Source organism: Nocardioides ungokensis (genome assembly GCF_013466985.1).
Classification (GTDB): domain Bacteria; phylum Actinomycetota; class Actinomycetes; order Propionibacteriales; family Nocardioidaceae; genus Nocardioides; species Nocardioides ungokensis.
On sequence record NZ_CP059164.1, the window covers coordinates 3,778,748 to 3,793,343 of the forward strand.

General features: G+C 70.9%; 12 protein-coding genes. 2 read left to right on the forward strand and 10 right to left on the reverse strand.

Going from position 1 to position 14,596, the window contains the following annotated elements:
- Positions 1–72: 72 nt before the first annotated feature.
- From H0S67_RS18655 to H0S67_RS18665, 3 genes are all read right to left on the reverse strand, one after another.
- Positions 73–1,503 carry a sugar ABC transporter permease gene (locus H0S67_RS18655; protein ID WP_180934254.1) on the reverse strand — a complete coding sequence of 477 codons (1,431 nt, stop codon included), beginning with the start codon at positions 1,501–1,503 and terminating at the stop codon, positions 73–75.
- Positions 1,504–1,513: 10 nt separating this feature from the next.
- On the reverse strand, positions 1,514–2,290 hold the full coding sequence (locus H0S67_RS18660) for an ATP-binding cassette domain-containing protein (protein WP_180934255.1): 777 nt from the start codon (positions 2,288–2,290) through the stop codon (positions 1,514–1,516).
- Between the two features lie 103 nt (positions 2,291–2,393).
- Positions 2,394–3,605: a sugar ABC transporter substrate-binding protein gene (locus H0S67_RS18665; protein WP_219635334.1), complete on the reverse strand. Its 1,212-nt coding sequence runs from the start codon at positions 3,603–3,605 to the stop codon at positions 2,394–2,396.
- A gap of 173 nt (positions 3,606–3,778) precedes the next feature.
- Between H0S67_RS18665 and H0S67_RS18670 the strand changes: the two genes are divergently transcribed.
- Both H0S67_RS18670 and H0S67_RS18675 read left to right on the forward strand, forming a co-directional pair.
- On the forward strand, positions 3,779–4,960 hold the full coding sequence (locus H0S67_RS18670) for an ROK family transcriptional regulator (protein WP_180934256.1): 1,182 nt from the start codon (positions 3,779–3,781) through the stop codon (positions 4,958–4,960).
- Positions 4,961–5,099: 139 nt separating this feature from the next.
- Positions 5,100–5,246 carry a GPGG-motif small membrane protein gene (locus tag H0S67_RS18675; protein ID WP_180934257.1) on the forward strand — a complete coding sequence of 49 codons (147 nt, stop codon included), beginning with the start codon at positions 5,100–5,102 and terminating at the stop codon, positions 5,244–5,246.
- A gap of 43 nt (positions 5,247–5,289) precedes the next feature.
- Here the strand turns inward: H0S67_RS18675 and H0S67_RS18680 are convergent, their stop codons facing one another.
- The 7 genes from H0S67_RS18680 to H0S67_RS18710 all read right to left on the reverse strand — a co-directional run bounded on the left by H0S67_RS18680 (position 5,290) and on the right by H0S67_RS18710 (position 14,596).
- Positions 5,290–5,676 carry a VOC family protein gene (locus H0S67_RS18680; protein WP_180934258.1) on the reverse strand — a complete coding sequence of 129 codons (387 nt, stop codon included), beginning with the start codon at positions 5,674–5,676 and terminating at the stop codon, positions 5,290–5,292.
- Between the two features lie 7 nt (positions 5,677–5,683).
- On the reverse strand, positions 5,684–7,258 hold the full coding sequence (gene guaA, locus H0S67_RS18685; protein ID WP_180934259.1) for a glutamine-hydrolyzing GMP synthase: 1,575 nt from the start codon (positions 7,256–7,258) through the stop codon (positions 5,684–5,686).
- Between the two features lie 232 nt (positions 7,259–7,490).
- The gene (locus H0S67_RS18690; RefSeq protein WP_180934260.1) at positions 7,491–9,203 is read right to left on the reverse strand and encodes a GMC oxidoreductase; all 1,713 of its coding nucleotides are present in this window, start codon (positions 9,201–9,203) and stop codon (positions 7,491–7,493) included.
- Positions 9,203–10,825, reverse strand: coding sequence for a succinic semialdehyde dehydrogenase (locus tag H0S67_RS18695; protein ID WP_180934261.1), 1,623 nt, complete (start codon positions 10,823–10,825; stop codon positions 9,203–9,205). Before H0S67_RS18695 ends, H0S67_RS18690 begins: the two co-directional genes overlap by 1 nt.
- 101 nt (positions 10,826–10,926) lie before the next feature.
- Complete coding sequence (locus tag H0S67_RS18700) at positions 10,927–12,645, reverse strand: glycerol-3-phosphate dehydrogenase/oxidase (RefSeq protein WP_180934262.1); 1,719 nt, start codon at positions 12,643–12,645, stop codon at positions 10,927–10,929.
- Between the two features lie 44 nt (positions 12,646–12,689).
- Positions 12,690–13,493, reverse strand: coding sequence for a carbon-nitrogen hydrolase family protein (locus tag H0S67_RS18705; protein WP_180934263.1), 804 nt, complete (start codon positions 13,491–13,493; stop codon positions 12,690–12,692).
- Positions 13,490–14,596: a GuaB3 family IMP dehydrogenase-related protein gene (locus H0S67_RS18710; RefSeq protein ID WP_180934264.1), complete on the reverse strand. Its 1,107-nt coding sequence runs from the start codon at positions 14,594–14,596 to the stop codon at positions 13,490–13,492. Before H0S67_RS18710 ends, H0S67_RS18705 begins: the two co-directional genes overlap by 4 nt.

Here is a 14,596-nt window from a genome sequence, read left to right on the forward strand (position 1 = left end):
CGCGACCGAGGCCACCCGTGCCTCGCGGCAGACGGGTGGCCTCGGTGTTCGGGGGCTCGGTCCGGGGACAGATCAGGTGCGCTGCGACCTCTTGCGCGAGATCGCGTCGACGGCTGCTGCGGCGAGCAGCACGACGCCCGTGATCACCTGCTGGTACTGCACGCCGAGGTTGGGCTTGAGACCCAGACCGTTCGGGATGATCACGATCACCAGGGCACCGAGGACGGCGTCCCGGGGCTTGCCGCGGCCACCGAAGAGCGACGTGCCGCCGATGACCGCTGCTGCGACCGAGAACAGCAGGATGTTGCCGGCGCCCAGGTCCAGCGACACCGAGTGCGACGTGGAGCCCAGCAGGATGCCGCCGAAGGCGCCGAACGACGAGCAGAGGACGAACGCGGTGACCTTGATGTGCACCACGTCGATGCCGGCGCGGCGCGCGGCCTCGGCGTTGCCGCCGGTGGCGTAGAGGTGCCGTCCCCAGGTCGTCTTCGTGAGCGCCAGGCTGCAGGCGATCATGATCGAGATCGCGATGACCGCCGCCCACGGGATGCCCGCAATGACCAGGTAGGGGTTGGTGTTGCGGTTCTGGCAGGCCAGGTAGGTCACGACGATGCCGACGAACGCGATCACCCCGCCGCGGAGCAGGACCAGGCTGAGCGCGTCGTGGGCGAGGCCGGCCCGCTGGGCCGAGATCGACTTCCACAGCGTGAAGGCCATGTAGCCCGCGACGACCACGATCGTGAAGACCCAGCTCCAGAACACCGAGAGATTCGCGTTGGCGAGGTTGTACCAGAGGTTGAAGTTGGTGGTCCCGATCGGCTGGGAGTTGAGGACGAAGAGCAGCACGCCCTGCCAGGCAAGGAACAGCGCCAGGGTGACGATGAAGCTCGGGATCCCGACCTTGGCGACCAGGAAGCCGGTCACGACGCCGACCGCCGCACCGAGGGCCACGGCCCCCATCATCGCGAGGGTCACGTTGTTGTCCACGAGCCCGGCTGCGACCAGCACGACGCCGAGCGTCACCACCACCGCGCCGCTCCAGGCCTTGAGCCAGACCGCGAGCGCGATCGCGGCCAGCATGAAGACCAGCAGGGACCAGTAGAGGAAGGACGGGAGCACGCCGTGCAGGTCACCGGAGAACACGGCACGGGCTGCGAACGCGGCACACATGCCGCCGGTCGTGCCGGCGGACAGGTCGATCTCGCCGAGGAGCAGCACGAACACCAGGCCCATGCCGATCACGGCGATGTAGGCGCCCTGGCCGGGCAGGTTGCCGATGTTGTTCTTCGACAGGAAGCGGTCGCTGACCTGGGCGAAGATGATGACGAGGACGATGAGGCCCATGATCGAGGGCAGCGCGCCGGGGTCACCTGAACGCAGCTTGCCGATGTAGGACCGGAAGGCGCCGGGGATGGTCTGGCGCTCGACGTCGAGGGAGAAGCTGGAGGCCCGCTCGGGCCCGGCACCCTTGGCCGGAGGGGCGGTCTCGCTGGTGGCAGACATGACGGCTTCCTCAGATGTTCGCGTTGGCGGTAGCGGGGGTGAGGCCGATGTCGCCACTGCGACCGGCTGTGATGAGCTCGACGATCTGGGTGGTGCTGGTGTCCGTGGTGAGGACCTCGGCGGCCACCCGGCCCAGGTAGAGGGCGGCGACCCGGTCGGCGACCTCCATGACGTCGTTCATGTTGTGCGAGATGAGCACGACGCCGAGGCCCTGGTCGGCCAGCCGACGGACCAGGTCGAGGACCTGGCGGGTCTGGGCGACACCCAGCGCGGCGGTCGGCTCGTCGAGGAAGACGACCTTGCTGTTCCAGAGCACCGCCCGGGCGATCGCGACGGTCTGGCGCTGGCCACCGGACAGGTTGGCGACGAGCTGGCGGACCGAGGAGACGGTGCGCACCGAGAGGCCCTTCAGGGTCTCGCGGGCCTTCTTCTCCATCTCGCCGTCGGCGAGCATGCCGAACTTCCGGATCTCGCGACCCAGGAACATGTTCTGGGTGATGTCGAGGTTGTCGGCCAGCGCGAGGTCCTGGTAGACGAACTCGATGCCCAGGCCGGTGGCGACGCGGGGATCGGTGAAGACCACGGGCTTGCCCTCGAACTTCACCTCGCCGCTGTCGATGTGGTTGATGCCGGCGATGCACTTGACGAGGGTCGACTTGCCGGCGCCGTTGTCGCCGACCAGGGCGGTGACCTCACCGGGATAGACGTTCAGGTCCACGTCGTGGAGGACATGGACGGGGCCGAAGCTCTTGTTGAGCTTCGTGATCTCGAGGATCGGTTCGGACACGGGTATCACCGTCCAGTTCGCGGGGCCGGGGTCGGGGGGGTCTGAGCCCGATGATGGCCGGGCGAGAGACCCCGCCCGGCCATCATCGTGGGTGCAGCGTCGGTCAGGAAAGACCGATCTTGGCGCAGTCGCTCTCGATGCCCTTGCAGATCTCCGCCTTGGTCAGCGCCCCGGCGTCGATGACGTCCTGGATGTTGGCCTGCGTGATGACCTGGGCCGGCAGCAGCAGCGCCTGCAGGTTGTGGCTCGCCGACTGCGGGTCGTCGAACTTGGTCAGCGTGAGACCGGCCGAGGACGGGTCCTTGCCGGAGATGAGCGCCACCGCGAGCTTCGTGGCGGCGTCGGCCTCGAGGCTGACGTCCTTGAAGATCGTCATGCTCTGCTGACCGGTGATGATGTTCTGCAGGCCCTCGACGCCGGAGTCCTGGCCGGTGACGACCACGTGTCCGTTGAGGCCGGAGCCCTTGAGCACACCGATGACCGCGTTGGCGATGTCGTCGTTCGCGGCGACGACGCCGTCGACCTGGCCGCCGGCAGCAGTGAGCGCCTGGGTGAACGTGGGGGCGGCGTTGGAGATGGTCCAGCCCTTGACGACCGACTCAGACACGATGTCGAGCTTGCCGGCGGACTGCAGCGGGTCGAGCACCTCGTGGGCGCCCTTGGCGAAGAGGACCGCGTTGTTGTCGACGTCCTTGCCGCCGTCCATCATGATGATCTTCGGCTTCGTGACGCCCTGCGCGTTGAGGCAGTCGACCATCGTCTGTGCCTGCAGCTTGCCGACGTCCTCGTTGTCGAACGACACGTAGTAGGGCGCCGTGCCGCCGAGGTTCACCCGGTCGTAGTCGATGACCTTCACGCCGGCCTGGTCGGCCTGCTTCTCGACACCGGCACCGGACGGGGCGTCGATCGAGTCGATGATGAGCACCTTGACGCCCTCACCGATCATGCTCTGCGCGATCGAGGCGAACTTGCTGGTGCTGCCGCCGGCGTTCTGGACGTCCGGGGTGATCCCGGCGGCCTTGAGGCCCTTGGTGAGCAGCGGAGCGTCGTACAGCGTGTAGCGGGTCGACGAGGTGGTGTCGGGGAGGATCGCCCCCACCTTGCCCGATGCCTTCCCGGGGCTGCCCGAGGGCGGCGCCGAGGCGCCACTGGTGGGCGGGTTGTCCAGGCTGCAGGCCGCGCTGACGCCGCCGCTGCTGCTACTGCTGCTGTTCGAGCTGCTGTTGTCGGAGTTCGAGCCACAGGCGGCGAGGCCGGCTGTGCTCAGGGCGAGCGCAACCCCGAGGGGTGCGAGGCGGTGCAGAGGTGTGGACACGTAGTTCTCCTCGACTGGGGGCAGCCCTCGGGGCGGCCTGATGATCTGTGACGAGTGTCGACGGTCACACGGTTGTCGTCAAGACATGAACGCAAAAATGCCGAATCGAGATCATTGGACGAGTTAATGATCACATCTTGACCACAACCGCCACGCGAGTGCACAGTTCGTCCATGCCACGTCGCCGCACCGACCCTGCCCCGGGGTCGACGTCCTCGCTGCGGACTGCCAACCAGCAGCGAGTCCTCGACGTGCTCCGCGGCAGCGCCATCGGTGAGCTCGACGACGGCGACGGCGAGTTCACCCAGGCCGAGCTGGCCCGCGTCACCGGCCTGGCTCCGGCCACGGTCTCCAACATCGTCCGCGAGCTCGCCGCCTCCGGCCTGGTCGAGACCGAGGCCGGCAGCGGACGGCGCGGCTCGTCGGTGCGTCTGGCCCGCGGCGCGGGGCTCGTGGCGGGCGTCGACTTCGGCCACAGCCACGTGGCGGTGGCCGTCGGCGACCTGACCGGGCGGCTGCTGGCCGAGGAACGGGTCCGGCTCGAGGCCGGCCACCACCACACCGAGGCGCTGGGGATGGCCGGCACCATGCTCGACGCGATGGTCGCCGACCACGGGAGGGTCCGCCACATCGGGATGGGCCTGCCGGCGCCGGTCACCAACGACGTCATCCGCTCCTCGGCGATCTTCCCCGGCTGGGAAGGCGTCGACAGCCGCGCCGCCGCCGAGAAGGAGTTCGGCATCCCCGTCCACGTCGAGAACGACGCCAACCTCGGCGCCCTCGCCGAGCACCGGCAGGGCGTGGGCCGTGGCCACGACAGCTCGGTCTTCGTGAAGATCTCCTCGGGTGTCGGCGCCGGCATCATCATCAACAACCAGCTGTTCCACGGGTCCGGGGGATCCGCCGGGGAGATCGGGCACCTGACGGTCGACGAGCAGGGCCCCCTGTGCCGGTGCGGCAGCCGCGGCTGCCTCGAGGCCTACACCTCCGTCGAGAACGTCCTGTCGATGATGTCCGGGCACCTGCCGGACACCGACCTCGACGCCATCGTCGCGGCCGCACGGGGCGGGAACGTGTCCGCGCAGCGCGCCTTCGAAGACGCAGGCCTCCACCTCGGGTGGGGGCTGGCCAACATCGTGAACCTGCTCAACCCGTCACTGGTCGTGGTCGGCGGCGACATGGCACGCGCCGGCGAGCTGCTGCTCGAGTCCGCGCGGATCGGGCTGCGTCGCCACGCCCTGGACTCGGTCGCCCTCACCCCGGTCCTCGCCAGCGAGCTGGGCGAGCGGGCCAGCCTGGTGGGCGCCGTGCTGCTGGCGGCCGAGCGGACCGAGCTGGTCGTCGAGCACGTGTGACAACCGACTCTCCGGGGAATGCTCGAGGAACGGGACGGGTACCGCCCGGTTTCGGCGTACGTCGCCGGGACACCGGTCCCTGGCCCGCCGCACGAGCGCCCGTCCCCTGCGGGCGCCGCACCTCGAATGGAGAACCTCAATGCTCTTCCTGCTCTGGATCCTCGCCGTCATCCTCGTGATCGCGGGCATCATCCAGCTCTTCAAGCGCAACATCCTCTTCGGCATTGCGCTGATCATCGTCGGGTTCCTCGTCGGCCCCGGCGGCGTGAGCATCTTCAACAAGTGACCCTTCGGCGCGGGGCGGCGTGACTCGTCCGCTCCGCGCCGACTCACTGCTCGAGGACGATCTCGACCTCGAAACCCTCGGAGCTCTCGAGGTAGAGCGCCGTGTGCCCGTCTCCCCCGGCGTGCGGGTAGCGGTCGGCGAAGAGCTCGTGCCAGCCGTGCGCGGAGGACTCCGCGCGGATCCGGTCCAGGGTCGCGCGGTCCTCGACGGTCAGCGCCAGGTGGTTGACGCCGGGCCGGAACCGGTCGTGGGGCTCGTCGAGCTGGTCGTCGGAGCGCTCGAGGAACAAGTACGTCCCGTCGGTGTGCACCCAGGAGCGGCAGTCGTCGGAGACGTCCCACTCCAGCTCCCCCAGCAGCCAGCCCCACTCGGAGGCGGCCACGGCGGCATCACCGACCCACAGGTCGATGTGGTGGACGGCGCGCGTCACCGGCGCCTCACTCCCACTCGATGGTGCCCGGCGGCTTGGACGTGATGTCTACGGTCACCCGGTTGACCTCGCTGACCTCGTTGGTGATGCGGGTGGAGATCTTCTCCAGCACGTCGTAGGGCAGTCGCGCCCAGTCGGCAGTCATCGCGTCCTCCGAGGTCACCGGGCGCAGCACGACCGGGTGGCCGTAGGTGCGCCCGTCGCCCTGGACACCCACCGACCGGACGTCGGCGAGCAGGACCACCGGGAACTGCCAGATGTCGCGGTCGAGTCCCGCGCGGGTCAGCTCCTCGCGGGCGATCGCGTCGGCCTCGCGCAGGATGTCGAGGCGCTCGCGGTCGACGGCCCCGATGATCCGGATCGCCAGCCCGGGGCCCGGGAACGGGTGGCGCCAGACGATCTCGGCCGGGAGTCCGAGCTGCTCGCCTACCAGGCGGACCTCGTCCTTGAAGAGGGTGCGCAGTGGCTCCACCAGCTCGAACTCGAGGTCCTCGGGGAGCCCGCCCACGTTGTGGTGCGACTTGATGTTGGACGTGCCGGCTCCCCCGCCGGACTCGACCACGTCGGGGTAGAGCGTGCCCTGCACCAGGAACGCGACCTTGTCGCCCTCCGCGGCACTCTTCTCCAGCACCTCGGCCTCGGCGGCCTCGAAGACCCGGATGAACTCGCGGCCGATGATCTTGCGCTTCTCCTCGGGATCGGAGACCCCGGCGAGCGCGTCCAGGAAGCGCTTCTCGGCGTCCACGACGTGCAGGTCGACGCCGGTGGCCGCGACGAAGTCGCGCTCCACCTGCTCGGCCTCGCCCTGGCGCAGCAGCCCGTGGTCGACGAAGACGCAGGTGAGCCGGTCGCCGATGGCGCGCTGGACGAGGGCGGCGGCGACGGCCGAGTCGACGCCCCCGGAGAGGCCGCAGATGGCCCGGCCGGCGTCGCCGATCTGTTCGCGGATCCGGTCGATCTGCTCCTCGACGATGTTGACCATCGTCCAGGTCGGCCGGCAGCCGGCGATGTGGTGGAGGAAGTGCTCGAGGACCTTCTGGCCGTGCTGGGTGTGCATGACCTCGGGGTGCCACTGGACGCCGGCCAGCCCGCGGGCGACGTCCTCGAACGCCGCCACGGGCGTCACGTCGGTGGCGGCGAGCACGGTGAAGCCGGCGGGTGCGGCGGTGACCGAGTCGCCGTGCGACATCCACACGGTGTGCTCGGCCGGGATCTCCGCGAGGAGGGTCCCGGACTCCGTCACGGTCACCGGCGTGCGGCCGTACTCGCGGGCGCCGGTGTGGGCCACCTCGCCGCCGAGGCCGCGCGCCATCAGCTGGAAGCCGTAGCACATCCCGAAGACCGGGGTCCCGCTGGTGAAGATGGCCGGGTCGATGCCGGGGGCGCCGTCGGCGTACACCGATGACGGCCCGCCGGAGAGCACGATCGCCTTGGGCCGGCGGGCGAGCATCTCCTCGACCGGCATCGTGTGGGGAACGATCTCCGAGTAGACCCGGGCCTCGCGCACGCGGCGGGCGATGAGCTGGGCGTACTGCGCCCCGAAGTCGACCACCAGGACCAGATCGTGCTCAGCGTGCTCCATGGGCGAACTCTATCGATCGGGCCGGAGGCGCCCGGCATCAGGTTTGCGGGCGAAATGCATCAGGGCCCGGCCGGGGAGGGAGGGTGGCCGGGCCCTGATCGTCCACGCATCTGCTGGACAGTGCCTGGACCGCGGGACCCGGCGATTGGGAGGGAGCATGACTGCCGGGTCCGATCATCTCAACGAGGCGCTGTCACAGGGGTTACGGCAGGATCCGAATTGATTTTCCGGGTCAGCTGACGCCGACGATCGGCAGCCGCAGCGCGGCCGGCGCGTCGTCCGGCACCGCGGGCGCGGCAGGGGTCTCCGGCTCGATCCGCTGGTAGGCCGCGCCCAGCGGCGGCCGGTGGTCCGGCGCGCCCTTGTTGGGCCAGAACGACATGGCGCGCTCGGCCTGGGCGGTGATCGTCAGCGACGGGTTGACCCCGAGGTTGGCGGTCACCGCGGAGCCGTCGGCGACGTGCAGGCCGGGGTGGCCGTAGAGCCGCTGGTAGGGGTCGATCACGCCGGTCTCCGGGCTGTCGCCGATCGCGCAGCCGCCCAGGAAGTGGGCGGTCAGGGGCCGGTTGAAGGGCTCCCCGATCGAGCCGCCCGGGGTCCCGCCCATGATCTTCGCCATCAGCCGGACCGCCACGTTGCCGGCGGGGATCCAGGTGGGGTTGGGGACGCCGTGACCCTGCTTGCTGGTCAGGTAGCGCTTCCTCGTGCCGGGGATCCGCTTGGTGTAAGTGGTGATCGAGTTGTCGAGGCTCTGCATCACCAGCGCGATCACCGTCCGCTCCGACCAGTGCTTGAGGTCGTAGAGGTCGGCGACGTTGCGCCGCTGGGTCCACATCTCGCGCAGCCAGGTCCGCCAGCGGGGCTCGGGGAGGTCGCCGTCGGTCAGCACGGTCTGCATCAACGACATCAGGTTGCTGCCCTTGCCGTAGCGCACCGGCTCGATGTGGGTGTCCTGGTCGGGATGGAAGCTCGAGGTGATCGCGATGCCCTGGCTGTAGTCGACCTTCGCATCGGGTGCGATCGCGCCCATGATCGACTCGGAGTTGGTGCGCGACAGGAAGCCCAGCCGCGAGGAGACGCGCGGCAGGTGGCCCTCGTCGCGCATCCGGTGCAGCAGTCGCTGGGTGCCCAGCGAGGACGCGGCGAAGACGACCTGCTCGGCGGTGAGCACCCGGCGGGCCGACCGCCGGCCGGTCTTGGCCTTGGTGAACTTCACGTGCACGTCGTACCCGCCGGTCGAGCGGGGCGCGACCCGGGTGACCGTCGTGAGCGGGAGCACGCGGGCGCCGTTCTGCTCGGCGAGGTGGAGGTAGTTCTTGACCAGGGTGTTCTTGGCGTTGTGCCGGCAGCCGCTCATGCACTCGCCGCAGCCGATGCACGACGTGCGCGCTGGTCCGACCCCGCCGAAGAAGGGGTCGGGCACGGTCCGGCCGGGCTCGTCGGTCGGGCCGCCGAAGAAGACGCCCACCGGGGTCGGGTGGAAGGTGTCCCCCACCCCCATCTCGGTGGCGACCTGCTCCATCACGTCATCGGCGGGCGTGCGCAGGGGGTTCTCGACCACGCCGAGCATCCGCTTGGCCTGGTCGTAGTAGGGCGCGAGCTCGGACTTCCAGTCGGTGATGTGGCTCCACTGCGGGTCTGCGTAGAACGCGGGCAGCGGCTCGTAGAGGGTGTTCGCGTAGACGAGCGAGCCGCCGCCGACCCCGGCGCCGGAGACGATCAGGCAGTCGCGCAGCGCGTCGATGCGCTGGATGCCGTAGCAGCCGACCTCGGGCCGGAACAGGTAGCGCTTGACGTCGAACGAGGTGTCGGCGAAGTCCCGGTCCTCGAAGCGGGCGCCGGCCTCCAGGACGCCGACCCGGTAGCCCTTCTCGGTCAGCCGCAGCGCGGTCACCGAGCCCCCGAAGCCGGACCCGATGACGAGGACGTCGTAGTCGAGCTCCATCACGCCCTCCCCAGCTTCTTCATCAGGCGCAGGTTGGCGGTCATCACCTTCGCGTAGGTCTCGTCGGACATCCCGAGCATCGGCGCGAACCGGACCAGTCGCTGGGTCGCCACCGACTGGGGCTCGGTGTAGCGCAGGATGCCCTCGCTGCCCTGCCGGCGGCCCATGCCCGACTGGCGCATCCCGCCCATCGGCGAGTCGATGCTCGCGAACGTCGCCCCGAACGCCTCGTTGATGTTGACCGTGCCGCACCGGATCTCCCGGGCGACGGCGCGGGCCCGAGGCCCGTCCTGGCTGTAGATCGAGGCGTTGAGGCCGTACTCCCCCTCGTTGGCGCGGGCCACCGCGTCCGCCTCGTCGTGGAAGCGGTAGAGCGAGATCACCGGGCCGAAGGTCTCGTGGCCGAAGCAGGTCATCTCCGGCGTCACGCCCTCGAGGATGGTCGGCTCGTAGAAGAACGGGCCGAGGTCCGGCCGGGCCCGGCCTCCGGTCAGGACCCGCGCCCCCTTGGCGACGGCGTCCTCGACGTGGGCCTCGACGGTGTCGAGCTGGTCCTGCGAGATCAGCGAGCCCATGTCGTTGCCCCACTCCAGGGTGGCGCCGAGCGTCATCGCCTCGGTGCGGGCGACGAAGCGCTCGACGAACCGGTCGTAGACCTGGTCGGCGACGAAGAGCCGCTCGGTCGAGACGCACAGCTGCCCGGCGTTCGAGAACGACGCCCGTACGGCGCCCTCGGCGGCCTTCTCGAGGTCGGCGTCGCGCAGCACCAGCAGCGGGTTCTTGCCGCCGAGCTCGAGCGAGCACCCGATGAGCCGGTCGGCGCAGCCCTTGGCCACCAGCTTGCCGGTGGCGGTCGAGCCGGTGAAGCAGACGTAGTCGGCCTGGCCGATGATCGCCGTACCGACCCGCGAGCCCGGGCCCGCGACGACCTGCCACAGGTCGCGGGGGAAGCCGGCCTGCTCGAGCAGCTCGGCTCCCAGCAGCGCGGAGAGCATGGTCTGGGCGTCCGGCTTGGTGACGACCGCGTTGCCGGCCATCAGCGCGGGCAGGCCGTCGCACAGCGCCATCGTGAACGGGTAGTTCCAGGGCGAGATGATGCCGACGACGCCCTTGGGGATCCGGTTGACCTCCACCCGGGTCAGGCCGGGCACGACGCCGAGCCTGCGCTGGGTGTCGAGGTGCTGGTGCGCGGTGCGCGCGTAGTAGCGGGCGGTGAGCGCGATGTGCAGCGGCTCGTCGAACGCGTGCTTGCGGGCCTTGCCGGACTCCCAGACGATCAGGTCGATGATCTCGTCCTGCCGGTCCAGGACCAGGTCGTGGAGGCGCAGCATGATCGCCGAGCGCTCCTCGAGCGAGGTCCGCGCCCAGGCGGCCTGCGCCCGCCGCGCCCGCGCGAACGCCTCGGCCACGTCCGCGTCGCTGGACTGCGGGATGTGGGCCAGGGGGGCGCCGTTGAGGGGCGACCGGACCTCGACGGTGGCGCCCGAGGTGGCCAGGACCCGCCGGGTCAGCGCCGCGGTGACGTCGGGCTCGAGGGCGTACGACGCGGTGGGATCGTGCTCGGGGTCGTGCGGCCCCTCCACTGTCGGGCCGCCCGAGGGAGTGGGGTTCTGCGCGCTCATGTACCGAGAGTATGTGACCCCCGTCTCGCTCACTACCCCGCGGTAGCCAACTGAGACGTTTTACACACTTCCTTGATCTGTCAACCGATGAGGGCCAGACGTCAGACGATGTCGGGGGCCCGCACCCGCGCCTCGTCGGCCTCGCGGTCGGTCAGCTGCTCCTGGCTCAGCCGCTCCGCCTCGACCCGGCGCCGGTAGTGGTCGACCTCGTCGGCGAGGCGGGCCTCGTCCCAGCCGAGCTCCCCGGCCATCAGCCGTGCTGCCGCCGGCGCGGCCGCGAGGCCCCGGTCGAACGTCTCGATCGAGATGCGGGTGCGCCGGGTCAGCACGTCGTCGAGGTGGCGCGCGCCCTCGTGGGTCACGGCGTACACGACCTCGGCGGCGAGGTAGTCCTCGGTGCCCTCGAGCGTCGCCGCGAGCTCGGGACGCACCGCGATGAGGGCGAGCAGGTCGTCGATCATGTCCCCGAAGCGGCCGAGCAGGTGGTCGATGCGGGCCACGTTCAGGCCGGAGCGGCGGGCCAGCAGCACCCGCTGGTTCGAGCGGGTCTCGAACCCGTCGGCGCCCACGAGCGGGACCCGGTCGGTGATGGAGCCGCGGACGGTCAGGTTGGCGGTGGCCTTGAGCGAGTGGGCCGCCGCGTCGACGGCGTCCCTCGCCATCACGCGGTACGTCGTGAGCTTGCCGCCGGCGATCATCACCAGGCCCGGCACGGGCGCCACCACGGTGTGCTCCCGGGAGATCCGCGAGGTCGGCTCGGACTCGCCGGTGAGCAGCGGGCGCAGGCCGGCGTACACGCCCTCGACGTCCTCGTGGTCCAGGGGCTCCCGCAGGATCGTGTTGACGTGACTGAGTACGTAGTCGATGTCCGCGCGGCTGGCTGCCGGGTGCGCCTTGTCGAGGTCCCAGGCGGTGTCGGTGGTACCGATGATCCAGTGCCGGCCCCAGGGGATCACGAACAGCACCGACTTCTCGGTCCGGGTGATGAAGCCGGCGTCGGACCGGATCCGGTCGCGCGGCACCACCAGGTGGATGCCCTTGCTGGCCTGCACGTGCAGCGCGCCGCGGCCGCCCACCATCTCCTGGATCTCGTCGGTCCACACGCCCGCGGCGTTGACGACGACCCGTGCCCGGACCTCGAGGTCGCGTCCGGTCTCGAGGTCGCGCGCCGACACGCCCACGACCCGCTCCCCCTCGCGCAGGAAGCCGGTGACGCGGACCCGGGTCGCCACGTGGGCGCCGTACCTCGCCGCCGTGCGGGCCACGGTCAGGACCAGCCGGGCGTCGTCGACCTGGCAGTCGTAGTAGCGGATCGCTCCGGCGACCTTGTCGGCCTTGAAGTCCGGCGCCATCCGGGCAAGCTGCTTGCGGAAGAGGTGGCGGTGGCGTGGGACGCCCATCTCGTACTTGCCCAGCATCGCCATGGCGTCGTAGAGGATCAGGCCCGAGCCCACGTAGGGACGCTCCCACCCGAGGCGGGTCAGCGGATAGAGGAACGGCACCGGGCGGACCAGGTGCGGGGCGATCCGGGTGAGCAGCAGGCCACGCTCCTGCAGGGCCTCACGGACCAGTGCGAAGTCGAGCATCTCCAGGTAGCGCAGGCCGCCGTGCACCAGCTTGCTGCTGCGGCTGCTGGTGCCGCTGGCCAGGTCGCGCTGCTCGAGCAGGCCGGTGCTCAGCCCCCGCGTGACCGCGTCCAGCGCGGTGCCGACCCCCACCACCCCGCCGCCCACGACGAGGACGTCGAGCTCGTCGGGGGACGCCAGCGCCGCCAGCGCGTGGTCCCGGGACTGCGGGCTGAGGGCGCTGGGCTGGTTCATGACCCCAGTGTGCGTGACCCCGGCTCGTGTGACGAGGGTCGAGCTCAGCGGCGGCGGGGCCCGAGGGAAGGGCGCCGGTCGGCGTGCATGGTGCGCGCCGCGCGGGTCTCGGCGACCACCGCCGGGTCGAGCTCGGCGACGGCCAGCCCCTCCTCCTCGCCGAGCCGGGCGAGCGGGCGGCCCTCGGGGTCGTAGACCGCGGAGCCCCCGATGAACTCGTAGGGTCCGCACGGCCCGGTCATCGCCGCGAGGACGACGTACATCCCGTTGTCCAGAGCCCGCGCAGGCAGGGCCAGGTCGCGGCGATGGCCCCCGCCGGGGAAGAAGGCGGCGGAGCTGAGGTACGCCGAGGCGCCGTCGTCGGCGGCGGCCCGCGCGTGCTCGGGGAACGAGCTGTCGTAGCAGATCGACAGCCCCAGCTCGACGCCGTCGACAGTGATCGAGGCGCCGTGGTCGCCGTGGACGAAGAACGGCGTCTCGTCGCTGTCGAGGTGCTGCTTGTCGTAGGGGGCGCTCACCTCGCCCGACGGGAGGACCACGAGCATCGACAGCGTCTTGACCGCCCCCCGCTGCAGCGGTGTGGACACGACGACGACCGCGTCCGCGGCGGCCGCCGCGGTGCGCAGCGGGTCGAGCCAGCCGCCGTCGAGGTCCCCGGCCGAGGGCACCGGACCGAGGAACACGCCCAGGTCGTAGCCGGTCAGGAACGCCTCGGGCAGCAGCACCAGCCGCGCGCCCTGGCTCCCGGCGAGCGACACCAGGCGCGCCGCCGTGGTCACGTTGGCCGCCACGTCACCTGAGGCGACGACCGCCTGGCCCGCGGCCACGCGCAGCGGCCCGGGCGTCACTCGACGACGACCTCGACCCGCTGGAACTCCTTGAGGTCGGTGTAGCCGGTGGTGGCCATCGACCGGCGCAGCGCGCCGATCAGGTTCATGGTGCCGTCGGCGACGCGGGAGGGGCCGAACAGGATCTCCTCGAGGGTGCCGACCGCCTCGAAGCCGACGCGCTGGCCGCGGGGCAGCTCCGCGTGGTGGGCCTCGGCGCCCCAGTGGAAGCCGCGGCCCGGAGCGTCGGAGGCACGCGCGAACGGCGACCCGACCATGACCGCGTCGGCACCGCACGCGATGGCCTTGGCGATGTCGCCCGACCGGCCGATCGAGCCGTCGGCGATCACGTGGACGTAGCGGCCGCCGGACTCGTCGAGGTAGTCGCGGCGCGCGGCGGCCACGTCGGCGACGGCCGAGGCCATCGGCACGGCGACGCCGAGCACGGTGCGGGTGGTGTGGGCGGCCCCGCCGCCGAAGCCGACCAGCACACCGGCGGCGCCGGTGCGCATCAGGTGAAGCGCGGCCTGGTAGGTCGCGCAGCCGCCGACGATGACCGGGACGTCCAGCTCGTAGATGAACTCCTTGAGGTTCAGCGGCTCCGCCTGCGAGGACACGTGCTCGGCCGAGACGGTGGTGCCGCGGATGACGAACATGTCGACACCCGCGTCCACGACGGTCTTGGCGAACTCCTTGGTCCGCTGCGGCGACAGCGAGCCCGCAACGGTCACCCCGGCCACGCGCATCTCCTTGAGCCGCTCCGTGATCAGCTCGGCGCGGATCGGCTCGGCGTACATCTCCTGCATGCGGCGGGTCGCATCGCTGCCCTCGAGGCCGGCGACCTCCTCGAGCAGCTCGGTCGGGTCGTCGTAGCGCGTCCAGAGGCCCTCGAGGTCGAGCACCCCGAGCCCGCCGAAGCGGCCGAACGCGATCGCGGTCTCGGGCGACATCACCGAGTCCATCGGCGCCGCCATCACCGGCAGCTCGAAGCGGTAGGCGTCGATCTGCCAGGCAACGCTCACCTCCTCGGGGTCGCGGGTGCGTCGCGACGGCACGATCGCCACGTCGTCGAAGGAGTAGGCGCGGCGGGCGCGCTTGGCTCGCCCGATCTCGATCTCGGTCAC